Origin of the sequence: Petrotoga sp. 9PW.55.5.1, from assembly GCF_003265365.1 — a bacterium.
In the GTDB taxonomy this organism is placed as follows: Bacteria; Thermotogota; Thermotogae; order Petrotogales; family Petrotogaceae; genus Petrotoga.
Map to the genome: position 1 here is coordinate 1 of NZ_AUPM01000002.1, position 26,119 is coordinate 26,119.

29 protein-coding genes are annotated in these 26,119 nt (G+C 31.3%); 20 read left to right on the plus strand and 9 right to left on the minus strand.

From position 1 onward, the window contains the following. The first annotated feature begins 62 nt into the window (after positions 1 to 62). From PW5551_RS00185 to PW5551_RS00220, 8 genes are all read left to right on the plus strand, one after another. Entirely contained in the window at positions 63 to 1,274 is a 1,212-nt protein-coding gene (locus PW5551_RS00185) for an ABC transporter substrate-binding protein (protein WP_113073388.1), read from the plus strand. Positions 1,275 to 1,345: 71 nt separating this feature from the next. Continuing rightward, complete coding sequence (locus PW5551_RS00190; protein WP_113073389.1) at positions 1,346 to 2,101, plus strand: ABC transporter ATP-binding protein; 756 nt, start codon at positions 1,346 to 1,348, stop codon at positions 2,099 to 2,101. Further along, entirely contained in the window at positions 2,094 to 2,786 is a 693-nt protein-coding gene (locus PW5551_RS00195) for an ABC transporter ATP-binding protein (RefSeq protein ID WP_113073390.1), read from the plus strand. The genes PW5551_RS00190 and PW5551_RS00195 overlap by 8 nt, the downstream gene beginning before the upstream one ends. Before the next feature lie 14 nt (positions 2,787 to 2,800). Beyond that, on the plus strand, positions 2,801 to 3,682 hold the full coding sequence (locus tag PW5551_RS00200; protein ID WP_158526086.1) for a branched-chain amino acid ABC transporter permease: 882 nt from the start codon (positions 2,801 to 2,803) through the stop codon (positions 3,680 to 3,682). A 2-nt stretch (positions 3,683 to 3,684) separates the two neighbouring features. After that, a complete protein-coding gene (locus PW5551_RS00205; protein WP_113073392.1) occupies positions 3,685 to 5,397 on the plus strand; it encodes an alpha/beta fold hydrolase in 1,713 nt (570 codons plus the stop codon). 21 nt (positions 5,398 to 5,418) lie between these two features. Next, positions 5,419 to 6,549 (plus strand): TetR/AcrR family transcriptional regulator, encoded by a 1,131-nt coding sequence (locus PW5551_RS00210; RefSeq protein ID WP_113073393.1) that lies wholly within the window; start codon positions 5,419 to 5,421, stop codon positions 6,547 to 6,549. Between the two features lie 16 nt (positions 6,550 to 6,565). Beyond that, positions 6,566 to 7,351, plus strand: a complete 786-nt coding sequence (locus tag PW5551_RS00215) for an alpha/beta fold hydrolase (protein ID WP_113073394.1) — start codon at positions 6,566 to 6,568, stop codon at positions 7,349 to 7,351. Between the two features lie 155 nt (positions 7,352 to 7,506). Then, on the plus strand, positions 7,507 to 8,118 hold the full coding sequence (locus PW5551_RS00220) for a superoxide dismutase (protein WP_113073395.1): 612 nt from the start codon (positions 7,507 to 7,509) through the stop codon (positions 8,116 to 8,118). 44 nt (positions 8,119 to 8,162) lie between these two features. Here PW5551_RS00220 and PW5551_RS00225 read toward each other — a convergent pair whose 3' ends face one another. Beyond that, positions 8,163 to 8,948, minus strand: a complete 786-nt coding sequence (locus PW5551_RS00225; protein WP_113073396.1) for an ECF transporter S component — start codon at positions 8,946 to 8,948, stop codon at positions 8,163 to 8,165. A gap of 279 nt (positions 8,949 to 9,227) precedes the next feature. Between PW5551_RS00225 and PW5551_RS00230 the strand changes: the two genes are divergently transcribed. Then, entirely contained in the window at positions 9,228 to 10,418 is a 1,191-nt protein-coding gene (locus tag PW5551_RS00230) for a pyridoxal phosphate-dependent aminotransferase (protein ID WP_113073397.1), read from the plus strand. A 438-nt stretch (positions 10,419 to 10,856) separates the two neighbouring features. Continuing rightward, the gene (locus PW5551_RS00235) at positions 10,857 to 11,531 is read left to right on the plus strand and encodes a metallophosphoesterase family protein (protein WP_113073398.1); all 675 of its coding nucleotides are present in this window, start codon (positions 10,857 to 10,859) and stop codon (positions 11,529 to 11,531) included. Between the two features lie 125 nt (positions 11,532 to 11,656). Here PW5551_RS00235 and PW5551_RS00240 read toward each other — a convergent pair whose 3' ends face one another. From PW5551_RS00240 to PW5551_RS00275, 8 genes are all read right to left on the minus strand, one after another. Beyond that, positions 11,657 to 12,163 carry a ferritin family protein gene (locus PW5551_RS00240; RefSeq protein WP_113073399.1) on the minus strand — a complete coding sequence of 169 codons (507 nt, stop codon included), beginning with the start codon at positions 12,161 to 12,163 and terminating at the stop codon, positions 11,657 to 11,659. Between the two features lie 24 nt (positions 12,164 to 12,187). Beyond that, on the minus strand, positions 12,188 to 12,778 hold the full coding sequence (locus PW5551_RS00245) for a hypothetical protein (RefSeq protein ID WP_113073400.1): 591 nt from the start codon (positions 12,776 to 12,778) through the stop codon (positions 12,188 to 12,190). A 27-nt stretch (positions 12,779 to 12,805) separates the two neighbouring features. Continuing rightward, positions 12,806 to 13,330 carry a class I SAM-dependent methyltransferase gene (locus PW5551_RS00250; protein WP_113073401.1) on the minus strand — a complete coding sequence of 175 codons (525 nt, stop codon included), beginning with the start codon at positions 13,328 to 13,330 and terminating at the stop codon, positions 12,806 to 12,808. A gap of 23 nt (positions 13,331 to 13,353) precedes the next feature. Then, the gene (locus PW5551_RS00255; RefSeq protein ID WP_113073402.1) at positions 13,354 to 14,085 is read right to left on the minus strand and encodes a Nif3-like dinuclear metal center hexameric protein; all 732 of its coding nucleotides are present in this window, start codon (positions 14,083 to 14,085) and stop codon (positions 13,354 to 13,356) included. Between the two features lie 3 nt (positions 14,086 to 14,088). Then, positions 14,089 to 14,583, minus strand: a complete 495-nt coding sequence (locus tag PW5551_RS00260) for an adenosine-specific kinase (protein ID WP_113073403.1) — start codon at positions 14,581 to 14,583, stop codon at positions 14,089 to 14,091. A gap of 61 nt (positions 14,584 to 14,644) precedes the next feature. Next, entirely contained in the window at positions 14,645 to 15,115 is a 471-nt protein-coding gene (locus tag PW5551_RS00265) for a YbhB/YbcL family Raf kinase inhibitor-like protein (protein ID WP_113073404.1), read from the minus strand. A gap of 85 nt (positions 15,116 to 15,200) precedes the next feature. Beyond that, the gene (locus PW5551_RS00270; protein WP_113073405.1) at positions 15,201 to 15,617 is read right to left on the minus strand and encodes a secondary thiamine-phosphate synthase enzyme YjbQ; all 417 of its coding nucleotides are present in this window, start codon (positions 15,615 to 15,617) and stop codon (positions 15,201 to 15,203) included. A 27-nt stretch (positions 15,618 to 15,644) separates the two neighbouring features. Beyond that, complete coding sequence (locus PW5551_RS00275) at positions 15,645 to 16,235, minus strand: DUF2179 domain-containing protein (RefSeq protein ID WP_113073406.1); 591 nt, start codon at positions 16,233 to 16,235, stop codon at positions 15,645 to 15,647. Positions 16,236 to 16,555: 320 nt separating this feature from the next. Between PW5551_RS00275 and PW5551_RS00280 the strand changes: the two genes are divergently transcribed. The 10 genes from PW5551_RS00280 (at position 16,556) to serS (ending at position 26,116) form a co-directional block, all read left to right on the plus strand. Continuing rightward, positions 16,556 to 18,061, plus strand: coding sequence for a hypothetical protein (locus PW5551_RS00280; RefSeq protein WP_113073407.1), 1,506 nt, complete (start codon positions 16,556 to 16,558; stop codon positions 18,059 to 18,061). A 16-nt stretch (positions 18,062 to 18,077) separates the two neighbouring features. Next, a complete protein-coding gene (locus PW5551_RS00285) occupies positions 18,078 to 19,496 on the plus strand; it encodes a hypothetical protein (RefSeq protein ID WP_113073408.1) in 1,419 nt (472 codons plus the stop codon). Between the two features lie 23 nt (positions 19,497 to 19,519). Beyond that, entirely contained in the window at positions 19,520 to 20,194 is a 675-nt protein-coding gene (locus PW5551_RS00290) for a response regulator transcription factor (RefSeq protein WP_113073409.1), read from the plus strand. Further along, positions 20,166 to 21,512 (plus strand): cell wall metabolism sensor histidine kinase WalK, encoded by a 1,347-nt coding sequence (locus PW5551_RS00295; RefSeq protein WP_113073410.1) that lies wholly within the window; start codon positions 20,166 to 20,168, stop codon positions 21,510 to 21,512. Before PW5551_RS00290 ends, PW5551_RS00295 begins: the two co-directional genes overlap by 29 nt. Before the next feature lie 27 nt (positions 21,513 to 21,539). Next, a complete protein-coding gene (locus PW5551_RS00300) occupies positions 21,540 to 22,673 on the plus strand; it encodes a cysteine desulfurase family protein (protein ID WP_113073411.1) in 1,134 nt (377 codons plus the stop codon). A 38-nt stretch (positions 22,674 to 22,711) separates the two neighbouring features. Beyond that, positions 22,712 to 23,590, plus strand: coding sequence for a YicC/YloC family endoribonuclease (locus PW5551_RS00305; RefSeq protein WP_113073412.1), 879 nt, complete (start codon positions 22,712 to 22,714; stop codon positions 23,588 to 23,590). Positions 23,591 to 23,659: 69 nt separating this feature from the next. After that, the gene (locus PW5551_RS00310; protein ID WP_113073413.1) at positions 23,660 to 23,947 is read left to right on the plus strand and encodes a DUF370 domain-containing protein; all 288 of its coding nucleotides are present in this window, start codon (positions 23,660 to 23,662) and stop codon (positions 23,945 to 23,947) included. A gap of 2 nt (positions 23,948 to 23,949) precedes the next feature. Continuing rightward, entirely contained in the window at positions 23,950 to 24,567 is a 618-nt protein-coding gene (gene gmk / locus PW5551_RS00315) for a guanylate kinase (protein WP_113073414.1), read from the plus strand. A 24-nt stretch (positions 24,568 to 24,591) separates the two neighbouring features. After that, positions 24,592 to 24,813 carry a DNA-directed RNA polymerase subunit omega gene (locus PW5551_RS00320; RefSeq protein ID WP_113073415.1) on the plus strand — a complete coding sequence of 74 codons (222 nt, stop codon included), beginning with the start codon at positions 24,592 to 24,594 and terminating at the stop codon, positions 24,811 to 24,813. Between the two features lie 28 nt (positions 24,814 to 24,841). After that, complete coding sequence (gene serS / locus PW5551_RS00325) at positions 24,842 to 26,116, plus strand: serine--tRNA ligase (protein WP_113073416.1); 1,275 nt, start codon at positions 24,842 to 24,844, stop codon at positions 26,114 to 26,116. Positions 26,117 to 26,119 lie beyond the last annotated feature (3 nt).

The window sequence follows — 26,119 nt, forward strand, 5'->3', positions numbered from 1 at the left end:
GAGTTTTAAGATGTAAGAGCAAGAACATTTTATTCTAAAAACTATTAAAAGGGGTGAGAAGTATGAAAAAGTTTTTAGGTATGTTTCTTTTGGTATTATTTGTAGTTTCTTCGTTTGCAGAAGTGGGTGTAACAGATGACAAGATTTTAGTTGGAACATTTCAAGCTATGTCAGGTCCAGTAGCAGGGATTGGTAGACCTATGGCACAAGGTATGCAGGCATATTTTAATTACATCAATGAAAACGGTGGAATCTATGGTAGAGAAATTGAATTAATAGTGGCAGACGATCAATTTAATCCAGCTAAAACCGTAGTTGAAGTTAGAAGAATGGTTGAACAAGATGGTGTTTTCGCAATAGTTGGTGGACTTGGAACACCAGGTATTTTAGCTGTACAGGATTATTTAAATAACAACAAAGTCCCATTTGTTTATCAAGGTGGAGGATCCATTGAGTTTAGCTTGCCTCCGAAAAAATATATTTTCCCAGTACAACCAAACTATATAGTTGAAGGAAATATTGTTATAAATTACTTGGTTGAACAGGGTCACGAGAGAATAGCAATAGTTTATAGAAATGCTGAGGATGGCCAAGAATTTAGTGAATCTGCTGTAGGGACATTAAAATCTTTAGGGATGGAACCAGTTGCAAACATAGCAGTTGATCCTTTTAAAAGCGATTTTACACCTGAAGTTACGAGATTGTTGTCTGCTAAGCCCGATGCTGTAGCTGTTATGCTTTTCTTGCCACAATCCGTAGGTTTTGTAAGACAAGCTAAACAGTATGGCATGACTGATCAAAGATACCTTTTAACTTATTCAAATGCTGATGAAACTTATTTACAATTAGCTGGTGAAGCAGGAGATGGCGTAGAAGTTATGGCATGGGTAGCTGTTGATTTTACAAATCCACAAGAACCAGCTATTCAAATTTATCAAAAATACTATAACCAAATTCCAAATGCATATGCAATTGCAGGTATGATAGCTGCTGAGGTTTTTGTAGAAGGAGTTAAAAGAGCCGGTCCAGATTTAACAAGAGAGAAATTAGTAGAAGCTTTAGAAACCTTGGACAACTGGAAAGGAAATTATATAACTCTTGGTGACGAAAATCACGGTCTAACTTACAAGCCTGTATCTCAAGGGTTCGATTCAAGAATGGGAATGACTTCTATGTACGTTTTAAAATCTGTACTAACAGAATATGGTTTAGTTTGGGATTTTGCAAGTAATTGGATGAATTATTCTGTTGAAACTTTGCTTGATGTTCTATGAAAATTTCAAAGTCGGGGAGGTAAACCTCCCCCATTTTTTAAAAGATGTTGAAACTATTGTGAGGTGAATTTATGCTCGAGATAAATGATGTTACTGTTTCTTTTGGTGGATTAAAGGCCGTTAATAATTTTTCAATGAGTGTGAAACCAGGGGAAATTCATTCCTTAATAGGCCCTAATGGGGCTGGAAAAACTACTTTATTTAATACAGTAACAAGGATTATTGAACCACAGAATGGGAAGATTGAATTCAAAGGAGAAAATCTTTTGAGTTTGAATGCAAACGATGTTATTTATAAAGGAATATCTAGAACTTTTCAGAATTTACAGTTGTTTCAAGCAATGAACGTTTTTGATAATATTTATTCTGGGATAATTTATTTATATAATAAATCTATATTTTCTATACTTTCAAAGTCTCGAAAGAATTATGAAGAGGAAGCAAGAGAGAGGGTCTTAGAAATAGCAGAAATTTTTGAAATTAAAAACAGATTAGCTTCCTTTCCCGCCCAACTTCCTTACGGGATACTTAAAAGAGTTGAATTAGCCCGTGCAATAGCCTCTGATCCAGAGTTACTATTATTAGACGAACCGGCAGCAGGATTGAACAATTATGAAACTGAAGAAATTATAGATATTATAAAAATGGTCAATGAAAAAGGCAAAACAATATTACTGGTCGAACACGATATGAACGTAGTGATGAACGTTTCAAATATTATTACAGTCATGAATTTTGGTCAAAAGATCGCAGAAGGTGTCCCTGAAGAAATCTCAAAAAACGAAGAAGTTATAAAAGTATATTTGGGGGAAGAAGAAAATGCTTGAAGTCGAAAATCTAGAAGTTAATTATGGACATGTAAAAGCAGTTAAAGGAATTTCTTTTAAGGTGAATAAAGGTGAAATAGTTTCGATTTTAGGTTCGAATGGTGCGGGCAAAACATCGACTTTATTTGGGGTATTAAATATTGTTAAATCAAAAGGAAAAGTTTTTTTTAAAGGGGAAGATATCAGTAACAAAAGCACAGTTTATAAAGTTAAAAAAGGTATGATTCTTTGTCCTGAAAACAGGCGTATTTTTTCAGGGCTTACAGTTGAAGAAAATTTGAAGATGGGAAATTATATGAGAGGAAATTATAATAAGAATTCTGAATTTGTGTTTGAACTTTTTCCAATTCTAAATGAAAGAAAGAAGCAAAAAGCAGGTTCTCTTTCGGGTGGCGAACAACAAATGTTAGCTGTAGGAAGAGCCTTGATGGCTGATCCAGAAATACTTATGTTAGACGAACCTTCTTTAGGATTAGCACCAATTATAATAGATCAGATTTATAAAGTATTATTGACACTAAAAGAAAACGGTATTCCGATATTGCTTGTAGAACAAAATGCTGTAAAATCCTTAAAAATAAGTAATAAAGCTTATATACTTGAAAATGGAAGAATTGTACACGAAGGAAACGCTCAAGAGATGTTAAAAGATGAAAAAGTTAAAAAAGCCTACTTAGGCATGTGAAAAGGAGGATCAAGTTGCAAATACTACAAAGTATAATTTCAGGTATTCCTCAGGGAGCTCTCTATGGTCTAACAGCGTTTGGTATAGTATTGATTTTTAGAACCGTGGGTGTTTTAAACTTTGCTCACGGTAATTCTGGTATGTTGGGAACCTATATGGGATTGACTTTTTATTTAATGACTAATAATTTGATTTTATCGTTATTAATTGGTGTAATATTTGGTTTTTTTGTAGGTTTAGTCATAGAAAGATTCTTGATGAGACCTATAAAACAATTATCTCACGGAGCTATGTTAATGGTTACTCTGGGACTTTTAATGGTAATTGAAGGTTTAGTAATGCTCATTTGGGGAACAGATTATTTCACCTTTCCAGAAATTGCATCGGGAACACCGTTTATTTTCTTTTTAGAAAATGGCGTTATTGTTCTTCCAAAAAACGACATATTTATTACTATCATTTCAGTTTCGATAATGCTTTTTTTGGCCATTTTTTTGAAATTTACAAAACTAGGCATAGCTATAAGGGCTCGATCACAAGATGAGGTGGGGGCTTTAACTACAGGTGTTGATATAAACAAAGTAGATGCAATTGTTTGGGGGATAGGAATTGCAACCGTTAGTTTGGTAGGTATGTTAGCAGCTCCTAAAACCTATATTCATCCAAATATGATGATAAATTTACAATTATACGGAGTAACTGCGGGTGTTCTTGGAGGTTTCTCAAGTTTATTTGGAGCTATTGTTGGAGGGCTTTTATTGGGAATAATTGAAAAACTTGTAGGTGTCTACATTTCCCCAGATTATCAATTATCTATCATTCTTATTCTGATAATTATTGTTTTGATAGTAAAACCATCAGGATTATTTGGTAATGAAGACAAGGGGAGAGTGTAAGAATGAAGACTGCTATTTATACATTAATAATAGGTGTAATTTTAGGATTGATTTTTATTCCCCAATCTTTTATGCTATTAGTATTTTCCAATATTATAATTATGGCTATCGCAGCCTTGGGTTTGAATGTAATCTTCGGATATACAGGACAAATATCTATAGGCCACGCTGCTTTTATGGCTATTGGCGCTTATACTTCAGCTTTTTTAACCTCAGCTTTCAATGTACCGATATTATTAAACTTTATCTTAGCCATGGTTTTTTCCGCTTTTTTTGGAATTGTTATTGCTTTACCTGCTTTAAGATTGAAGGGGTTTTATTTAGCTATTGCAACTATGGCATTTGGGATTGCTATTCAAGAAATCATTGCCTCATTATCAATTCTTGGTGGAAGAACTGGTATGAGAAATATTCCTCCAATAGTTGAATCTGAATTTGGAAAATTTATCATTAATTTGGTTATTTATTGTTTGCTTGTATATATTACTAGTGTAATAACAAAATCCCCTGTTGGTAAAAAATACAATATGGTAAGAGATAGCGAAACCGCTGCAACTGCTTTTGGAGTTAATATTCCTAGAGTAAAATTACAAGCTTTCATTATTAGTGCCATATATGGAGGAATAGCTGGCTTTCTTTATGCCCATACGATTGGATATATTGCTCCTGCAGATTTCGGCTTAAATGTTTCTTTAAATTTGTTAGCTATGGTCGTTATTGGAGGTTTTGCGTCACTTAATGGAGGTTTAATCGGTTCGATCTTAATTACTGGCATGCCATTTTTATTTTCTAGAATAAATTTCCCAATGACAATAATTGTAGGAGGATTACTGATTGTTTTTGTTTTATTCTTTCCTAGAGGCTTATCTTATGGTTTAAATATTTTATACTTAAATTATTTCGAAGTACCGTTAGTTTGGTTAATTAAAAAAATTCATAAAAACAAAAGAAAAGGCGGAAGTTATATTGATATTAATGGAAAAAAGATATACTACGAGGTATATGGAGAAGGTAAACCGATTTTAATGATACATGGAAATTATGCCTCACACAATTGGTTTGATAAAATTAAAAAGATAAATGGATATAGAATTTTTACACCAGATCTTCCGAACTTTTGCTATTCTGAAAAGATAGATAATATTAATATTGATGAATACGCAAATTTTATGAAAGAATTTATGGATAAAATAGGTATAGAAAAAACCATAGTAGTTGGACATTCTCTAGGTGGAGCAGTTGCAATGTCATTAGCTTTTAGATACCCAGAAAAAGTTGAAAAATTGATATTGGTGGATGCACCTTCATTGAAAGGATTAAAAACACCGGAAGAAAATTATTATGTTTTGAATCTTTTGAAAAGAAACAGAACACTTTTAAAAAATTCCTTAAGGGCTATGATGCCGTCTTTAAAAGACAAAAAGATATTAAACAAATTAACTAACGATGCTATTTTAATGAACCCAAAATGCTTTACAGAAAACGCTAGAGCTTTGGAAAATTATAACTATGAAGAAATTGCAAAAAACTTTAAAGGCGATACATTATTCATTTTGGGTAAAAAAGATACTCTTATTACAAAAAATATGGCAAATGAAGTAATTAAACATGTTAATGGAGAATTAAAAATAGTTCCTAATGTTGGGCATTCAATAATTTTGGAGGATCCTGAAGCTTTTATAAAAATATTTCAGGAGTATGTTCAAAGAAAATAAAAGCTTTAAAAGGAGAAGCTCATGGAAAAAACAAAAAACAAATCCTACATAAAATTATTAGAGGCAGCGAGAGATTTATTTTCTCAAAAATGGTATGAAACAGTATCAGTTGTTGAAATCTGTAGAAAAGCAAATTTATCAAATGGTGTTTTTTATAGATATTTTAAGAATAAAGAAGAAATATTTCTAAAGATATTAAACGAAATAGTTGTATATTATGAAAATGGTTTTTCAACGATTTACGGGAAAAATATTGATGAAAGGATGGATAAGTTCTTAGAAACAATCGTCAAATCCGGGGTTGGAGATTATAAAAAGGATGTTGTAATATATAGAGAAGGTCAATATAGATACCGCCAATACGAAGAGCACTTGAGGAATTTGTACGCAAAGGGAATATCAAATGTTTTTTTAAGGGAAACCACTCCTGCTGAGGAGTTGTATATTTCAGGTATCTCAAGATTTGTTGTTATAAGGTATATTTTTAATAACCTCAAGTATAATAAAGAAGACCTCAAAAAAATTATTTTTAAAGGTATTTTTGATCAAGAAATCAAGAATTTTTCACAGATATTTGATACCTCTGAATTAAAATATCCAGAATATCCCAATGGTGATTCAACAAAGACAAAATTAATTTATTCTGGTATTAAATTGTTTGGCAATCAAGGTTTTTATAAAACCGATGTTCATGATATTGCAAAAAACGCAGGCTATTCTGCAGGTACCTTTTATTTATATTTTGAGAGCAAGGAATCTTTTTTATCTGAAATAGTAGATATAATAGGTAAAATCACAAGAAGATTTTTAACAATCAATATGAAAAAAGAACTCAATAGAGCAGAAAACGAATTAAGAGGAATCTTTCTATTTTTAAAATATTTTGAAGAAAATTCCGAGTTCTATGAAATAGTTAGAGAATCAGAGTTTGTATTAAAAGATACTTCTGATAAATATTATGAACGTTTTGAAAAAGGATATATTGAAAACTTGGAACATATTAAATTAAAAGATAAAAAATTAATAGCTAACAGTTTAATGGGGATAAGCCATTACACAGGTATTGACAAAATATTTTTAAAAAGAATAGATGACATTGAATCTTTTTTAATCGAATTGTCCAATTACATTACCAACGGAGTAACTTATTAGAAGGAGTGAGAGAAAAGTGTATTTAGAAAACCCGGGTATATACTACGAAATTCATGGGAAAGGAATCCCTGTAATAATATTAAACGGTATCATGATGAGTACAGCAAGTTGGAGTGCGCATATTCAAAGGTGGGAAAAGAAATTTCAAGTTATTACCTACGACACACGAGATCAAGGGAAATCGGCAAGAATTACCGATAAACCTTACACCATAGAAATACATGTAGAGGACCTAAAAAAGCTTATCGATCATCTGAATTTAGAAAAAGTGAATTTGATGGGGGTTTCTTATGGGGCACAGATAGCTGAGCTTTTTGCTTTAAAATATCCAGAATCAGTAGATAAACTCATTCTCTCAAATGCTACAGATTATATAGATAATTACTTAAAATCAATTGGAGAAGCTTGGAAAGTAGCTGCAAAACTCTATGATGGAGAAAGGTTTTTCGATATTTCCCTTCCATATATCTATTCCAGACAATTTTACAACAGTAACTATGAATGGCTTATGAACAGAAGGAAAATGTTCAAAGAAACTTTAACCAAGGATTGGTTCGATGGATTTGTAAGACTAGCTTCTTCTAATGAACATTTTGACATAAGAGATAAGATAAAAAATATCAAGGCAAAAACTCTTTTTATTTCAGGTGAAGAAGATATTATTACTCCGAAAGATCATATAATAGAAATGAGCGAAAAAGTTGAAAATTCATTGCTCGTAAACATTGAAAACACCGGACACGCTTTATTTTTTGAAAAATTTGAAGAGTTTTGTTTATTAATCGAAGGATTTTTTAGCTAGTATTGTTGCTTTCATTATCTCACCATTAAATATACCTCCAATAGTGTACGAAGATCTATTTTTTGATAATACTTGCATTAATCAGAAAATTATGGTATAATTTAATTACGATAAAAATTGTCGGATTAGAATTATACAAAAATGGAGGTGTATTTATGGCTTTTGAATTACCGAAATTACCGTATTCATACGATGCTTTAGAACCTTATATAGATTCACTTACTATGGAAATACATTATAATAAACATCATGGAGGTTACGTTAGTAAATTGAATGCGGCATTAGAAAAACACCCTGAATTGAAAAACAAAGATATAGAAGATCTTTTAAAAGATTTAGATAATTTACCACAAGACATAAGGTTAGCGATAAGAAACAATGGAGGAGGACATTATAATCATTCTATTTTTTGGTCCATAATGGGGCCGAATGGAGGAGGTTCTCCGTCCGGAAAATTATCTGAAAATATTGTTAAAACGTTCGGAGGATTTGATAAATTTAAAGAAGAATTTTCTAGTGAAGCAGCATCAAGATTTGGAAGTGGGTGGGCTTGGCTAGTCATGGATAAAAATGGTCATTTATCAATAATATCCACACCAAACCAAGATAACCCGATAACTTTTGGATTAAAACCAATTTTAGGTATAGATGTATGGGAACACGCTTACTATCTTAAATATCAAAACATGAGGGCTGATTACATTCAAGCATGGTGGAATGTTGTTAATTGGGAAGAAGTTGAAAATCGCTACGAAAAGATGATATGATAATCTCAAAAGGAAAACTTGGTTGCTTAAGCAACCGAGTTTTTTTACTTTTCGTAAGAATTTTCAAAAACTTTTGTGTTTTTTAGTCCAAGTAAAACTAAAAAAGCTACTACAATACCTATTGAAAATTGTAAAATGTTCCAAGGAACTTCAAAAATAGGTATTACCCAATTTCCTAGAATAATTCTTCCAGATAAAAAGTATCCTATAACCATCCACAAGCCTGCTACCAAGCTTCCCATGAGATTCCCAATGTTGAATAATTTGAATTCTTTTTTCCTAAAAAGAATTGATACTAAAATCAAAACTATAGGAATAATTATAAGTGTTATATTAATAAGGTTTCTTGAGTTGATCAAGAAATTTCTGAGTTCTTCAATACTTTCATAACCTAATTCATTCATCAAACTACCAGTTAAAGAAGAGGTAGCTAAGTTTTCAATAAGGTTTCCTAAAAACAAAGATATACCAAGAGTAAAAACTATCCATATCCCGATACTTGATATGAAAGTCACTATTTCTTTTTTTGGTGAATATTTGCCCCTATAACTATCTGAAACTAGTCCAACCATAGCTCCCATAACAGACTTAATAATAAGTGTTGGAATAATCCAATAAGCATAACCTCCTACTAAATCGGCCAATGCTGCACCTAAACCCCCAGCTAAAGCACCAACTTTCCAGCCGAACAAAATAGCTGCTATGAAAATGATACTATCTCCAAGATGCACATATCCTCTTGTGAACGGAACAGGAACTTTTAACGCAAAAGTCAACACAAAAACTAAAGCAACCATTATTCCAGTAACAACAACATCCTTTGTTTTCAAGTTTAAATTCCCCCTTTTAAAAGCTATGCTTACTTTCTGTGGGTTTATAATTGCCAAAATATATTCAAATTATACCAAAATGGATAATTAAATATAAAATTAGTATAATGAAATTATTTTCAATGAAATTTTCTTCAAAGAGTAATTAATCACTTATAATCGGCAATAATCACCTCTAATTAATGATATTTACCTTTGACTTAATTTGTTATTTGAAGTATAATTAATCTACAAAAATAATATATCAAATTTCTTCTAAAACTAGAAAGGGGGAAAGCGATGCTTCTTTCTCAAAGGGTTTTAAATACTCAATTTTCACCGATTAGAAAGCTTACACCTTATGCTGAAAAAGCAAGAAAAGAAGGGAAAAAAATATATTACCTAAACATAGGGCAACCTGACGTTGAAACCCCAAAAGAGTTCTTCGAGGGGATAAAAAAATACTCTTCTAACATTGTATATTACAGTCACTCAGCTGGATTATATGAGTTAAGAGAGGCTTTTTCTGATTATTATAAATCATGGAATATAGACTTTAATCCAGAAGAACTAATCGTCACTACGGGAGGAAGTGAGGCAGTTATTTTTTCTTTAGCAACAGTTGCCGATCCGGGTGATGAAGTAATTGTTATAGAGCCGTTCTACGCAAATTATAAAGGATTTGCTGAAATGCTAGATGTTAAACTGCGCCCTGTAAAAGCTGATCCCGAAACTGGTTATGCAGTACCTTCAAGAGAAGAGTTTGAAAAAGCTTATAACAACAAAGTTAAAGCGATTATTTTTTCAAACCCTTCAAACCCCACAGGCGCTGTGTATGACTTTGAAGAAGTTAAAAGAATAGTGGATTTCGCAAAGGAAAAAGATATATTTGTAATCTCTGATGAGGTATATAAAGAGTTTACCTTTGATGGGAAAGAGCATATTTCACTTATGGATTTTGAAGATAAAGATAGATTTATTTTGGTAGATAGTGTCTCAAAACGATACAGCTTATGTGGAGCAAGAATAGGAGTTCTAGCAAGCAAAAACAAAAAAGTTATGGAACAGGTTATGAAATTTGCTCAATCTAGGTTAAGCCCCCCTTTAATGGCACAGTTTGGGCTTTTAGGATTATTAAAAAATTTAGAAAGCGATTATTTAATCAGAATGCAAAAAGAGTATCAAGACAGAAGGGATGCGGTTTACGAAGAAATATCAATGATAGAAGGAGCTGTTTTCAAAAAGCCACATGGAGCTTTCTATTTTTCAGTAAAACTTCCTGTCGATGATTCAGAAGAGTTCATAAAATGGATGCTCACTGATTTTAATATAAATGGAGAAACGGTAATGGTTTCACCTTTATCTGGATTCTATGCTACCCCTGATGCTGGGAAGCAAGAAATTAGAATCGCCTATGTTTTAAATAGTGATGAATTGAGAAAGGCTTGTAGAATTTTAAGAGAAGCAATAACTACATATAATAAAAGATAATTACAAAAGTAGAATTAGCTTTAATTCCCCTCTTGAGAGGGGTGGATGCGACGTTCTTTGTCGCAGCCGGGGTGTGGTACATATAATTTGCTAAAAGCAAATTAAAGAGTGACTACCCCATCTGCAGCATAAAACGNTGCATCCACCCCTTCGAGGAAGGGGAATAGAAGCGACTACCCCGTCTGCAGCATAAAACGCTGCATCCACCCCTTCACAGAAGGGGAATAGAACCGACTACCCCGTCTGTGACAAAAAGCGTCACAGCCACCCCTTCAAAAAGGGGAATTAAACCTCCAAAGCAGTTTGGTAATTTTTATTAATTACGTGTCTACTTTGGAGGTATCATATCATCAAGAGGGGAATTTCTGTTACATTTACCCTTTCGAGGAAGCGGAATAGAACCGAACACACACCCGAATATTGGATTGGGAGATTTTTATGGTTTGGATAATTTCAGATATTCATGGTATGTACGATTGTTTAATTTCTCTTTTAGAGAATTTTCATATTAAAGATGAAGATAAGTTAATATTTTTAGGAGATTATGTTGATAGAGGTCCAAATTCAAAGAAAGTATTGGACTTTTTAATAACTTTGAGTAAGGGTAATAAGCATATTTTTATTAAAGGTAATCACGACGATATGATGGTAGATTATTTTAGTAAATATGGTGATTACGAGCATGGGCTTTGGTTTTATAACGGAGCAAAGTCAACTATTAATAGTTTTAATGGTAGTGTGGATAGAGAATATCTAAATTTTTTGGAAGATTTACCTCTTTATTACGAGGAAAAAATTGGCAACGAGAATTATCTTTTTGTTCATGCTGGAATAAATCCTCATAAATCAGTTGATGAACAAGATAAATTCGATCTATTATGGATCAGAGAAGAGTTTTTAGAAATAAACGAAAGGTATTCGAACTATATTATAATTCATGGGCATACTCCAACGCTTTATTTAACAGGAAAAGATGATGTGTTTATTAAAAAAGATGATGATAATAGAATTATAAGCATTGATATAGATACAGGTTGTGTTTATGGTGGGAAATTGACTGCCTTAGGTATAACGAATGAAAACAAATATATAATAGTGCAAGTTTCTTGTTAGAGGCTTTCTATTTTTAATTTCAGGGGTGCATGTAGGCTTGATAATTAGGAAAACAAGAGAAAATTGATTAACAAAAAAGGATGCCTTAAGCATCCTTTAAGTTTTTGATTTTTTTCTTCCGTTTATCAATATAATGGTTCTACATCCATGTGTTCCCAATAATCTTTTGAGAGTTTTTGATACAAGGTGTAAATTCTATCTCTGTGCTCTTTTTCCCATTCTGCAAGGTGCTTTAGTATTTTTTTAATATCTTCATCTTCTACACTTTCAGCGGCCTTATTATAATAATTCATGAAGTCTTCTTCAATTAAATAAGCCATTCTTAATACAGGTATATCAGATTTTACAGCTGAAAAGTCACCACCATACACTATTTCTTGAGAAGCTCTTTTGGTAAAAGACTGCCCAACATCACTTGGTTGTGAAAAATGAACATAATCGTGACTTTTTATATCTTTTATGAGTCCGCTTATATAATCCACATGGCTTTTTTCCATTCCGCTTAAACTTTCAAAAGTTTCTTTCACATCTTTTATTTTTACTGTTTTAGCTTTTGATTCGTAAAATTGCATTCCTTCCATTTCTTTAGATAAAGCATATTCTAATATCCCTAAAACCTTTTTCGTATTCAAAATACCACCTCCAAATTTTTTTAATCACTGTTGAGAATATACCACATAAATGTATGGTAAAAGTATGTATTGCAACAATATAGAAATATATATACCTACTACTGGTATTAATCCTAGAAGAAATATAATAGTTAAAACGATCAGTATTTGTACAAAATGATTGCTGTTAAAAACAAAAGAAAAGCTTTTTTTGATTGCCTCTGTGACTGACAGCTTATCAACTACCAAAGCAGATGGAGAAAATATTAGAAAAAGAGCTAATATAATCCCTGGAACAACGAAAGCCATAAAACCAATAGCAATTAAGAAACCAACAACGATGGAAAGAACTAATATTTCAAGGGACATGCTTTTAAGTTCTGAGTAACTTTCTTTTAGATTAACTTCTGATCCTGATAAAACCTGTTTAAAATGCAAAGTAACCCATGGATAAAAAAACATAGAGATAATACCCACTATTATGCTTGAAACAACTAGAGCAACAGGACCGATTAGTCCAATTATTCCAAATAACAAAGATACAATTATACCAATGAAAACAGGTATTAGAATAGCTGGATTTTTACCTATTATTTTGAATGGTTCTGTGAATACCTTAACCAAGTCTATATTCAATTTAATTCTCTCCTTTTTTAAAGTATCTTATGAAGCAGGGTAATTTTCAGATTCATACACATAAATGCCTTTTTCATATTTAGAATGTTTCCATTTAGGGAATGTCCATTGATTAGATATGACCTTTGCGCCTGGTTTTAGTTCTTTGGATATTTTTTTTTCAAGTTTGTTCATAGCAAAATCAACCTGAAAAACGGTGATTATATCATACCTAGATAAGTCTGCTTTCCAAAAACTTTTCCAATGAATGAAAGCTTTTCCTTTTAAGCCTTCCCTTCTTATATTTATTTTTGAAAGCAAAACTAATAACGGGTTGATTTCAAATCCATGTGCTTGGATACCTTTTTTTGCAAAAGCTATGACCACTCTTCCGTCTCCAGAACCTAAATCAGCTGATACTTCATTTCCTTTTATTTCGGCAACTTCTACCATTTTTTCAACATCTTTTTTTCTACTTGGATCATATATTGCTCCATTTAGTGAAAATGGAATTATCCAAAACAAAATTAAATAAGTTAGTAGTAAGAGTAATAATATAATTAGTACCCACATTTTTTCTCCTTGTTAGAAATACGCTAAATATTATTATATACGTCTATAAAAACTGTGTCTATGTTAAATTGTTGTTTGATTAATTCTCCCAAGTTTTTAACTCCAAAAGTTTCGGTGGCATAGTGTCCGGCGTTAATAAAGGTTATTCCCATTTCTTTTGCCATATTTCTTGTTTGTTCTTTAACCTCTCCTGTTACAAAAGTATCTATCTCACCTTCAAGTGTTTCCAATAAAGAAGAGCCTCCACCAGATACAACTCCAACTTTGTGCACAAAATCATTATTTTTATAAATCGTTAAAGGTTGATCGCCGAATAAATCTTTCAGTTTATTTTCAAATTCTTCGAATTTTAGGGGTTTTTCATATTCACCAATAAAAGCGATTCCTTCTCTTTTTGTCATTATTAGACCTAACTCACTTATTAATGAAATATTATTCCCTAATTGCAAGTTTGCATCTAAAGGTAGATGGTACCCCATGAGCGTTAAATCATTTTTGATAACCTTTTCTACTCTTTTTTTTAAAAATCCTCGTAAATTAAAAAAATCCTTTCCAAATATTCCGTGGTGAACTAACAAAAGTTCTGCTCCTTCTTTTAAAGCTTTGTCAACAAAATCAAGGTTAAATGAAACTCCTAAAGCGATTTTATTAACGTTTCTTTTTCCTTCTATTTGGATGCCGTTATGACAATAATCCTCGTAATCATCAGGTTTTAATATTGAATTCAAAAATCTTTCTATCTCGTATATATCTATTTTTTACCACCTCTTGTATTTGGTGATTTCTCTTAAAAATTCTTTTCTTTTATTACGGTCTTCTTCTTTTTCAATACCCAAAGGTGGCTCTCCATCTATTACCCCCAAAATGCCTCTTCCTTGCTTAGTTTCTCCGACTACAATTTGTAAAGGATTAGCAGTTGCTGCAAAAATATTTAAAACTTCTTGAACATTTTGAAGTTGATTTTTAATATTTATTGGGAAACCATTTTTTATAATTAATACAAAACAGTGCCCTGCCCCTATTTTTTGAGCGTTTTCTATCGCTACTTTTATCAATTCTTCGTCATTTCCATCGTAACGTATCAATTTTGGTCCAGATGCTTCGTTAAAAGCTAAACCAAACTTCAAAGAAGGGTTTGAGGTAACTATTATTTCATAGATATCTTCAACTGTTTTTATAAAATGCGATTGCCCTACTATGATATTGCTGTCTTCAGGTATATTCATCTGAACAACATCTATTTTTAGTTCCATTTCTTATTTGCCCTCCTTTTTAAGTTAAAGGGGTTGAAATATTTACTCAACCCCTATAATATTAATTCCTTTTATACAATCCTATTAATTCAGTTTCTTCTATAATATGCCCTTCCATCGATTTTAACAAATCTTCTTTTTTGGTATTTTCTGGTAAGTTAAGGTCAGTATCTAAGGCATATAATTTAAAATGGTAATGATGAACCCCATGTCCAACAGGAGGACAAGGTCCCATGTATCCAGTTTTTTCGGCAGTATTTAGCCCTTGTTTAAGTGAAATAGGATGATTAACAGTTGATTCTTTTGGTATACCTTCGTGAATTTCATCAGCTAATTCAATGTTCCAAGCAACCCAATGTACAAAAGTTCCCATCGGAGCATCGGGATCATCCATTATTAGAGCTAGAGTTTTAGCATTTTCTGGAATTCCTTCTATAATCAATGCTGGGTTTATATTCCTTCCCTCGCAGGTGTATTTGCTAGGTATAAAATCATTATCTTTAAATGCGGGTGAAGAAATCTTCATGCTCATGATCTAATCCCTCCTTTTTAGTAATAAGGTTGGATAACAATTCTTCTAATATTATGTATAACAATTAAATTATACCATAAAAATATTATTCTCCGATTATCTTGACTAAAACTCTTTTTCTTCTTCTACCATCAAACTCACCGTAGAAGATCTGCTCCCATGGACCAAAATCCAACTTTCCGTTAGTGATGGCAACGACTACTTCTCTTCCCATAATCGTTCTTTTTAAATGTGCGTCAGCATTATCTTCAAAGGTATTATGTTCGTACTGATTATAAGGTTTTTCTGGTGCTAATTTTTCTAAAAAAGTCTCGAAATCTTGATGTAATCCACTTTCATCATCATTGATAAAGACACTTGCTGTGATATGCATTGCATTACATAACAATAGTCCTTCCTTTACGCCACTTTCCTCCAAACATTCTTCAACAAGACGAGTTATATTAATAAACTCTCTTCTTTTTGTTGTATGAAACCACAACTCTTTTCGGTAAGATTTCATCGAATATGCCTCCTTCCGAATTGTTTTTTACTTTCCTTTTCTTCTAAACTTGTTGGCAAATATTAAATTATTTTCTTGAGCAGGAAAAATTCCTTTGTTTATTCCACGGACTTCTTCTATGGAATAAAAAGCATTTGGGTTAAATTCTTTTACTATGTTAATCATTTTTTGGAGGTCTTTTCTCCTTACAACACTGTATAAAATCTTAACAGGTCCTTTTGCTCCTTCTGCATCTATGCTTGTAACCCCAAAACCAGATTTTCTAAGATAATCCACCAAAGGTTGAGCATCTTTGTTGGTTATAACCCTTAAAAGATTCACACCAATAGCTATTTTTTCTTCTAAAACAGCTCCCAAGTAATTACCCGTTGCAAAACCTAAAGAATAAGCAAGTGCGTAAAGGGGATTGTCTAGATTGTTCATAACTTGAGATATAGCGATAAGCCAAACGGTTATTTCAAAAAACCCTAAAACAGATGCCCAAAACTTAATCCCTTTTGAAACAAAGATGATTCTGATAGTCATCAAACTGACATCACACAACCTCATTGCAAAGATAATAATAGGGAAGATAAATAAAGAAAAAAAATTTGAATCCATCAAAGCTGAGAAGGACATTTTTATCGCTCCTTTATATGATTTATTCTTTCAACAATATCTTATCACATGGCCCTTATTTTTGCATTAATATTTAAGACAGATTATTTATTTATAAAATCTGAAGCAGAAAATGTGCTTTTGTTTTTAGAAAGAGAAAAGTTTGATATAATACAAATATACCAGAATTAATGAAAACAAATACCACTATTATCAATGTTAATTCCTTAGGGCCAGTTTAGTGTAGTTATTGGAGATGCACATGTAGGAGATTGGCCTTAGGATGGTTAGTATATTAGCAGAACAAAATCATTTACTAATTAACGGAAGGAGAAAAAACTTTGAAAAAGGCACTTCTGTTTATGTATGTTTTTTTTATCTTTTCATCCATTTTTTCTATAAATGTCGATGGGTTTTATAAATCTATAGACCTTGTTAATGAAAGTATGGGAAAGGTTTTTTTTAATTTTACCAACAATAAAAACAATAATATTCTAGTTAGTTTTGAAGATCCAATAAAATCAAATAATATTCAAATAGAGTATATTCAGGAATTTTATCTTTCGCCTCATGAATCAAGAGAGGTTGAGTTTAATATAACAAATATTGATAATATACAAGGAAATGATTATATAATTATTCCTGTTTCTGTAAAAGAGTATTTTTCTGAAAAAATAAAGGTTTTTCAATATACATTTCCAATAGTTATAAAAGCTTCTTTTTTCGAAAGAACAAATATTGTTGCGGATTTAGAAATTCAATTTGGTGAACCTTTTATATCGGGTGAATATAATTCAGGGGTGTTTTTCCCTATAGAATTAGTCAATAAAAGTATTTGGGAAATAGAACTTTGGGGAAGTATTATTTTGTATTCGTTAGAAAATAATCAGTTGGTTTTTCAAAAGGATTTTCCTAAAGAACAATCTATAACTTTGTTTCCTAATACAAAAAAAGGAAAAGACCTGTTTTTTGAAAAATATTTAGAGCCTGGTAAGTATAAAATAAGAATTGAGATTCACTACGGGTATAAAGATTTTTTTGAGAATATACATATTTACGAAAAAGAATTCAACATAACCAGTAATTTATATTCAGATAGGAAAGAACTTAATTTAAAAACCAATGTAGACTATATGTACGTAAATATCCCCAAAACCATGAGTTCAAGAGAGTACATTACAACCCCACAAGAGAGTTCTTTTAAAATAATTAACAACGATATTTTAGATATGCAACTTGATATACTAACTGAGGTATCTTCTTCTACATTTAATCCTGAACGGATGGTAGATAATGAAAAATTCTTAATTGTACCTCAAAAACAATTTATTCTTGAAAGTTCAAAATACAAAGATATTGAGGTTATAGCGGATTTTCGAAGGGCAAATTTAATTGAAATGAATGGTGAATATTTTACAAATATTCTTCTATTTGCGCATTCAAAAGGAGAAGAAAATCTTCAAAAAAGAATTGAACTACCTTTTATTTTTGATTTCGGGGATAATATATACAATATAGATTCATCTACAAAAATAGAGGATGTTAATTCCTTGAATGCCTTTTATGATGAGGTTGATTTAAGTTTTGAAATTCAAAATAAAGGAAATTCCTCTGTTTATGTCAGTACGACCATCAAAAAGTGGAATTCAACTACTAACAGACAAGTAGGAAAAGATATAACTGTTGGAGAATTAAATTATTTAATACCAGGAGATAATATAGAATTTTTTACACAGTTAGATGTTGAGTTGGGAATTGATAAAATATTTGTGAAATTCAGTTATTTCAAAGGTTCTAATCCCAATGAACTTTTAGATATTCAAACGCATATTATAGATTTAAATTAAATTTAAGGAGAAAAAAGTGAAGAAGTATACTTTAACATTATTTTTTATACTATACATAACCTTTTGCTTTTCTAATATATATTTAGAATTTTATGAAACTCCATTAAAAGATGCTTTAAAAGAGATTGAAGAAAAGAGTGATTCAGTTATTTTAACTGTTCCAAGTATCAAAGGGGTAAAAAGTAAAATAATTAATACAGTTGATGTAAAAAACGCTCTTGACATATTATTGTATGGGACTCCTTATGATTATAAGATTGTAGATGACGATGTATATATCATAGGAAATTTTGATTATTTTAGAAAGAGTTTCGCAGCGAATTCAACACAGATAATGTTTGAAAATTTAGATCTATCAAAAGTATCGCATGTTCTTTCTTTGCTAAATCAAAGGGTTTCACAAATTCCTAATACAACTAATATAGTTGTTTTTGGGAATGATTCGCTTAGTTATTCAATAGAGAATTTTTTTAGGTATTTGGATGAAAATGCAGGAGAGAATAAAGATATTCTATATCTTTCTTTGCATGAAATTTCACAAGATGTATTTGATTACTTACTTTTGCTGGAAGGTGTTTCAGAAAATAACCTACTTGATAACAAAGATTCTATAGGTTTTTTGGAAAACTATTTTTCTTATTTAACAGAGTTAAAAAAAGTTGATTACTTTGAAACTTTTCAGCACGCTCAAAAGAAAAGTGAAAACTCTGTAATAAAAGAGAACATACTAGATTTGGTAGGAATAGAAACACAGGTAGAATTCACAAACTTAGTTAGCTCCAACCAGAACAATTATTTTTTGTTAGAAAAAGATGAAGAATACTATATTTTAGTTTTGTCGATAATCAATTTATATAATATTTCGAAGAATTATAAAACAACAGACTCAGAAGATCTATTTTTTATTAAGATGAATATAAATTATAACTTTAACACCGGTAATTATCTTCCAACTTCAATAGTAACTTTTTATGGAAATGAGTTAGGTGTTTCTTCTGATTTTAAAAATTACATAAGTTTTTTATTTAGAACTAACCTTTTCGAAAAATTTAGAATAGGCGTAAGTCTGGAAAATGAAGAAGAAGTATTGAATGTAAAATTACTTTTGGATGATTATGAAAAGTTTGATAGATTTGACTTATATGGTGTTTTGCAGATAAATAATCAAATAAATAACTTAGATAATATTCTCAATAGTATTCGAGGTTTGGATTACGATCTATTTCTTATCAATGATTTCAAAATCGGGGAAAAGGAAAAGTTACAAATACTAACTTTCCCCGGAATAGGGGTAGAGATTCCAAAAGACGGTAAGTCAGCTTTGCACTTTAATTTTGCAGTTATGGGCGGATTACAACTTGAAAGAATGAAGATTTCTCTTTCTTATTCATTTTATCATGAAATTCATTCGATCAATTTATCTTTTAATTTTTAATTTTTAGTTTGGGGAGGATAAAAATGTATAGAATTTTGGTAGTAGAAGATGATAGATCAATTTCAAGATTGTTGGAGTTGGAACTTACTCATGCTGGATATCAAGTAAAAGTAGCCAAAGATGGAGATGAGGCATTAAATTTCTATGAAAATTTTAAGCCTGATGTTATATTATTGGATATAATGTTACCTGTAAGAGATGGATTTGAGGTAGCTCAAGCTATAAGAGAATTCGACAAAGACGTTGGCATAATAATGTTAACTGCTAGGGGTGAATTAGAGAGTAAGGTTAAAGGTCTTAAAAATTCTGATGATTATGTGGTTAAACCTTTTGAAATTGAGGAAATATTAGCAAGAATAGATTCTCTTTTGAGAAGGCTGGGAAAGACTAAAGAATTGATTAAAGTGGGAGATATTGAAATATATCCCAAAACGATGGAAGTTTTTGTAAAAAAGAAGAATGTTCATCTGAGTTTAACCGAGTTTAATATCTTAAAATTATTGGCAATAAACAAAAATTTGGTTGTGTCAAAAGAGAAGATTTTGGAAGAAGTTTGGGGTTATTATGACGAAGAAAACAATAATTTAGTTGAGGTGTATATAAATTATCTCAGAAAAAAATTAAAAGATTCATCTCAAAATATAGAAACGGTGAGAGGTGTTGGTTACATTGTTAGGGAGAAAGAAAATAAAACATAGCGCTATTTTTAGGCAAACAATAGTATTTACGGCAGTTACTATGGCCATAGTTCTTGCTATAGTAGGTGTTGTTAGGGTTGTTTTTATTCAATTTACTCTTCAAAGTTACAACGAATTGTACATTTCACAGTTAAATGTAAGTGGAGGGACTAGAGGAAATCCAAAGAATACAGAAGATCCAATAGAGTTACTTTATCAGATTATGCAGGACTCAAGTGTTTTAAGAAGAAGTTTGTTATCAAACAGGATAGTTATACTTGATGGGACATTGATTTCAGATCCATATGGTTTGATAGACACTAACTTCAAAATACCAAGATTACCGTATTTATACGAATCAGGAGGTATGTATTACATCTTTGCTGGAATTCCTGTATTTGGTTCGTCACTTCTAATAGTAGGTGGTCCTTCGCTTGAGTTAACGGCACTTTTAGAGAGTTTTGAGAAAGCTGTTTTTTGGATAATAACCTTCGGTTTTTTCATATCTTTGCTAGTTTCCTACCTTCTTGCAAAAGACGCACTTAAACCTGTTGTTAAAATGTCAGAACAAATTTCAAAAATAGATGCACAGAATATCGATGAGAGAATTCCCGAACAAAAATCAAAAGAGTTTGACATTTTTGCAAAAAAACTAAATTCTATGCTTGAAAGAATCGAAGACGCTTTTGAGGTGCAAAACCAATTTGTATCTGATGTGTCTCACGAATTAAGAACCCCTCTAACTTCTATAAATGGATATATAAAGATGCTTAAAAGATGGGGAAAAGATGACCCTAAAATTATGGAAGAATCGTTAAACAGTATAGAAGCCTCAAACGAATATTTAAGGGATTTGGTGGAAAAATTATTGCTTCTAACTAAAAATGATTATTCGATAGAAAGAAAAGATGTAGAAGTTTTATCAGTAGTGGAAGAAATATTAGAATTATTTAAATTGGAATTAGTAGATTTTAAAGTTAAGATAGAAGGCGAAAGTTTTACTGTTTCTACTTCAAAAGAATATTTATCGTTGATCTTGAAAATCTTGATTGAAAATGCGATAAATTATTCAAAAGATGAAAAAGAACTTACAATTAAACTTGATCCACAGCAAAAAATCATAGCTATTAGCGATAAAGGTATAGGTATAGAAAAAGAAAAGTTAAAGAACATCTTTGAAAGGTTCTACAAAGTAGATTTTTCAAGAAGCGATAAAAGCCATGGGTTGGGTTTGTCAATTGCAAAAAGGGTTGCAGAAAATTTAGATATAGAATTAAAACCAGACTCAGAGCTAGGCAAAGGAAGCACTTTTACTTTAGTTTTCAAACAGAATGAATAACTAATTTTTTGGCAGGAGGTATTTTTTTTGATCTACTTTGATAACAACGCTACTACAAAAGTTGATGATGAAGTTGCAGATATTATTTTAAAGTATATGAAAGAACTATATGCCAATCCCAATTCCATCCACCAATTTGGTGTTGATATAGAAAACGATATGGAAGAAGCAAGAGAACAAATCTCAGAGTTACTTAAAGTCTTACTCACTGAGATTTTTTTTACATCTTGTGCAACAGAGTCAATAAACTGGGTCTTAAAAGGCGTTGCAAAGGCTAATAAAAATAGAGGAAATCACATAATAACTTCGTCTATAGAACATTCTGCCGTTATAAACACAGTGGAACAATTAGAAAGAGAAGGTTTTGAAATAACTTATCTAAATGTTGACAAAAATGGGGTTATAAACTTAGATGAATTATCCAAAAGTATCAGAGATGATACCATTTTAGTTAGTTTAATGGCAGCAAACAACGAGGTGGGTACTATACAGCCTGTTGAAGAAGCGTATAAAATAATAAAACAAAAAAATAGTGAAACGTACTTTCATATAGATGGTGTACAGGCTATTGGCAAAATTCCGTTTGATTTAGAAAAGTGTCAGTGCGATTTTGCCTCTTTTTCCGCTCATAAATTTCATGGTCCTAAGGGGGTTGGAATTTTATACAAACATAGAGGAAGAAGAATATTTCCATTCATTACTGGTGGTTCTCAAGAAAATGGCATGAGGGCAGGGACACAAAACGTTCCTGGCATCGTTGGAACTTCACTTGCCTTAAAAAAAGCTTTTCAACACGTTGAGATTATGGAAAATAAAATAAGAAAAATAAGGGATGATTTAGCTCAAGAATTATCCAAACTAGGGGCGAAAATAGTAACTCCTTTAGACAATTCTGTTCCAAATACTTTAGCTTTTTTCTTTCCAAAATTACGAGGCGATATTATCGTCAATGCTCTTTCAGAAGATGAAATCTACGTATCGACTACTTCTGCATGTTCTAGCAAAATCAAATCCTTTAGTAGAGTTATGGAAAGTATGGGTTACAGTGATGAAGCCTCAAGAGGTATGGTGCGAATTAGCCTGTCACACCTGAATAACTCCGATGAGGCCGAATTATTCGTAAATAAGTTAAAATATGTGCTAAAATTTTTGAATTATTAGCTTTTTAATGTATAATATCAGTTAAAGGGGGCGAAAATATGAGAAGTATGACCGGTTATGGGAGATTAACAAAAATTATTGGGGATTATAGTTATAATATTGAAATTAAATCTCTTAATTCAAAGTCTTTAAACGTAAATACAAATATTTCATATATATTCTCTCCTTTAGAAATTAAAATTCAGAGTTTTTTAAAAGATTACTTTCAAAGAGGCACTTTAAAAGTGTTTGTAGATATTAAACTTTTAAAGACTGAAGACATCGTTGATATCGATATGGGTTTAGCCAAATCTTATTACAATGCCCTCGATAATATCATAAATGAATTACATTTAACTGATGATGTTGATCTCGACACTCTTCTTAAATTTAGAGATATTATAAAAGTTTCTATCGATGAAGAAAAAATAAATGTTATCTGGGAAGGAATGAAACAAGTTTTAAAAGAAGTCATAGAAATGGTATTAAATTACCAAAAAGAGGAAGGCCAAGACCTTAAACGTTACCTTGAAGGTTATATAAATGAATTGAAGCAAGTAATAGAAAAAATATCAGAAAATTCTGATAAAATGAAAGAAAAATATAGGGACCAGTTAAAAAATAATATTAATTCGATAATAAATGGTTTTCAAAATGTTGATGAAAATAGGCTTGAAATGGAGATTGCTCTTTTAGCGGAAAGATCAGATATAAACGAAGAGATAGATCGTTTAAAAAGTCATATTAATAGGTTTAACGGTCTTCTAGAAGAAGATAAAGACAGTATAGGGCAAGAGCTGGATTTTATTTGTCAAGAAATGCATAGAGAATTCAATACAATCGCCTCCAAATCAAAAATATTAGAAATAACCAACCTTTCCTTGGAAGGAAGAACTCTAGTTAATAAAATTCGGGAACAAGTACAAAATGTACATTAGAAAATTTTATATACTAAGTTAATAGAAAAATAGTCATTTATTTTTATTTTGTTTGTGGAGGTGCTCTTTATGTACGGATTAATAAACATTGGCTTTGGGAACGTTGTTGTTGGCGATAGGGTAATAGCAATAGTTACACCCACTTCTCAACCGTTAAAAAGGTTAAAAGAGGTAGCCGAACAACAAGGGAAACTTTTAGAAGTTAACCATGGAAGAAAAACTCGTGCATTTATAATAACAGACTCTGGACACGTTATAGCCAGTGCAATTCAGCCCGAAACAATTACCAACCGTTTTCTGCAGAATTTTTATGATATAGAAAAGGCTTTAGACAAAATACGTAAGGAAGTTCCATAATAATGAAAGGATTGCTATACATAATTAGTGGACCATCAGGTGCTGGTAAATCTACTATAATAAAAGCCTGCTTGAAAAAAATTTTTGGTTTCACTTTCTCTGTTTCTTATACTACTAGATCTAAAAGGCCTGGAGAAGTCGATGGAGAAGATTATTTTTTTATAGATTTAGATACTTTTATGAAAATGAAAGAAAACGGTGAATTTTTAGAATGGGCAAACGTTCATGGCAACTATTATGCAACCTCCAAAAAGTTTGTGGAAGAAAAATTACAAGAATCTTATGGACTAGTTTTAGATGTTGATGTACAGGGTGCTTTAAATATAAAAAAAAGTTATCAAGACGCCGTTTATATATTTATCTTACCTCCTTCGAGTGAGGACTTAAAAAAGAGATTAACAAAAAGAGGAACCGAATCAGAAGAAGCTTTAGAAAGAAGATTAAAAAATTCCCAATGGGAAATGTCTATGATGAATGAATTTAATTATGTTTTAGTAAATTGTGATATCGAAGAATCTACAAACCAACTTTTATCTATACTTGTATCAGAACAATTAAAATATGTTAGGTACAAAGAAGAAAAAAAGCCACTTTATTTCTTTAAAAAAAGAAAAGTATAATCTTAACGGATGAGGTGAAACTTTATGGACTTAGGGATTAACTATGACAAACTTTTAAAAAACGTTAAATACAAGTATGCTGTTCCTATCATCGCAGCAAAAAGAGCCGAAACTTTAAAAAATTTAGATGAGTTAAAAGGAGTAACAAATAAAGGAGATTATGTAAAAATAGCCTTAAAAGAATTAGAAGAAGGCAAAATTCAAATAAAAAATGTTTCGGTTTTAGATGGCTTAAGAAAACAGTAAAGGGTTGTCTTTTTACAGGAGGGGGAGAATGTTAGATTTAAAGTTTATAAGAGAAAATCAAGAGCTGGTAAAGAAAGCCTTATTAAACAGAAACAACGAAACCGACATAATAGATGAAATACTTTCTTTAGACGAAGAAAGAAGGAAACTATTACAAGAAACTGAAACACTAAGAGCAGAAAGAAACCAAAACTCAAAAATTGTTGCTAAATTGAAAGCCGAAAAGAAAAATGAAGAAGCTCAAGATATAATTAAAAAAGGGAAAGAAATTTCGGAACAGATAAAATCAATAGAATCTGATTTAAAAGAGGTAGAAGAAAAACTAACCTTAAAACTTCTATACGTACCAAATATTCCTGATGAAAATGCTCCTATAGGTAAAGATGAAAGCGAAAACGTTGAAATACGAAGATGGGGAACTCCAAGGCAATTCGATTTTGAACCCAAACCTCATTGGGATTTAGGTACAGATTTGGACCTTTTAGATTTTGATAGAGCTGCTAAACTCAGTGGGTCTAGGTTTACTGTTCTAAAAGGAGACCTTGCAAGGTTAGAACTTGCCTTAATTAATTTTATGGTTGATCTACATACAAAAGAACATGGATACACTTTCATTCTACCTCCACATTTAGTTACAAAAGAAACCATCACATCAACGGGACAGCTTCCAAAATTCGAAGACGATTTATACAAAACTTCTCTAGATCAAATGTATCTTATATCAACTGCCGAAGTTCCTCTTGCTAGTTTACACAGGAACGAAACGTTGGATTTAAAAGTTCTACCTTTTAAATATGTGGCGTACACACCATGTTATAGAAGAGAAGCAGGTAGTTACGGAAAAGACGTTAGAGGAATGATAAGGCAGCACCAGTTTGACAAAGTTGAGTTGGTATGGTACACAACCCCTGAAACTTCTATGGATTCTTTAGAAAAGCTCACAAAAGATGCAGAAGAAGTTTTACAACTACTGGACCTACCTTACAGAGTTATTAGCTTATGTACAGGTGATTTGGGTTTTGCTTCAGCAAAAACTTACGATATAGAAGTATGGCTGCCCAGTTACAACGACTATAAAGAGATTTCTTCTTGTTCTAACACTAAGGATTTTCAAGCAAGAAGAGGAAATATTAGATATAGAGATAAAGAAAACAAATTAAATTTCGTTCATACTTTAAATGGTTCGGGACTTGCTGTTGGAAGAACTTTAGTTGCAATAATGGAAAACTATCAAACACCTGATGGGAAGATAGAAGTACCTGAAAAACTTATTCCTTATATGGGGAAAGATTATATAGGTTGATTA

Excerpts from the sequence above, each read along its gene's own strand:
- PW5551_RS00310 (WP_113073413.1), top strand. The coding sequence starts at position 23,660 with ATGTACGGATTAATAAACATTGGCTTTGGGAACGTTGTTGTTGGCGAT.
- PW5551_RS00195 (WP_113073390.1), top strand. The coding sequence starts at position 2,094 with ATGCTTGAAGTCGAAAATCTAGAAGTTAATTATGGACATGTAAAAGCA.
- serS (WP_113073416.1), top strand. The coding sequence starts at position 24,842 with ATGTTAGATTTAAAGTTTATAAGAGAAAATCAAGAGCTGGTAAAGAAA.
- PW5551_RS00185 (WP_113073388.1), top strand. The coding sequence starts at position 63 with ATGAAAAAGTTTTTAGGTATGTTTCTTTTGGTATTATTTGTAGTTTCT.
- PW5551_RS00270 (WP_113073405.1), bottom strand. The coding sequence starts at position 15,617 with ATGAAATCTTACCGAAAAGAGTTGTGGTTTCATACAACAAAAAGAAGA.
- PW5551_RS00260 (WP_113073403.1), bottom strand. The coding sequence starts at position 14,583 with ATGGAACTAAAAATAGATGTTGTTCAGATGAATATACCTGAAGACAGC.
- PW5551_RS00320 (WP_113073415.1), top strand. The coding sequence starts at position 24,592 with ATGGACTTAGGGATTAACTATGACAAACTTTTAAAAAACGTTAAATAC.
- PW5551_RS00205 (WP_113073392.1), top strand. The coding sequence starts at position 3,685 with ATGAAGACTGCTATTTATACATTAATAATAGGTGTAATTTTAGGATTG.
- PW5551_RS00190 (WP_113073389.1), top strand. The coding sequence starts at position 1,346 with ATGCTCGAGATAAATGATGTTACTGTTTCTTTTGGTGGATTAAAGGCC.
- PW5551_RS00275 (WP_113073406.1), bottom strand. The coding sequence starts at position 16,235 with ATGTCCTTCTCAGCTTTGATGGATTCAAATTTTTTTTCTTTATTTATC.
- gmk (WP_113073414.1), top strand. The coding sequence starts at position 23,950 with ATGAAAGGATTGCTATACATAATTAGTGGACCATCAGGTGCTGGTAAA.
- PW5551_RS00290 (WP_113073409.1), top strand. The coding sequence starts at position 19,520 with ATGTATAGAATTTTGGTAGTAGAAGATGATAGATCAATTTCAAGATTG.
- PW5551_RS00265 (WP_113073404.1), bottom strand. The coding sequence starts at position 15,115 with ATGAGCATGAAGATTTCTTCACCCGCATTTAAAGATAATGATTTTATA.
- PW5551_RS00250 (WP_113073401.1), bottom strand. The coding sequence starts at position 13,330 with ATGTGGGTACTAATTATATTATTACTCTTACTACTAACTTATTTAATT.
- PW5551_RS00230 (WP_113073397.1), top strand. The coding sequence starts at position 9,228 with ATGCTTCTTTCTCAAAGGGTTTTAAATACTCAATTTTCACCGATTAGA.
- PW5551_RS00210 (WP_113073393.1), top strand. The coding sequence starts at position 5,419 with ATGGAAAAAACAAAAAACAAATCCTACATAAAATTATTAGAGGCAGCG.
- PW5551_RS00220 (WP_113073395.1), top strand. The coding sequence starts at position 7,507 with ATGGCTTTTGAATTACCGAAATTACCGTATTCATACGATGCTTTAGAA.
- PW5551_RS00235 (WP_113073398.1), top strand. The coding sequence starts at position 10,857 with ATGGTTTGGATAATTTCAGATATTCATGGTATGTACGATTGTTTAATT.
- PW5551_RS00305 (WP_113073412.1), top strand. The coding sequence starts at position 22,712 with ATGAGAAGTATGACCGGTTATGGGAGATTAACAAAAATTATTGGGGAT.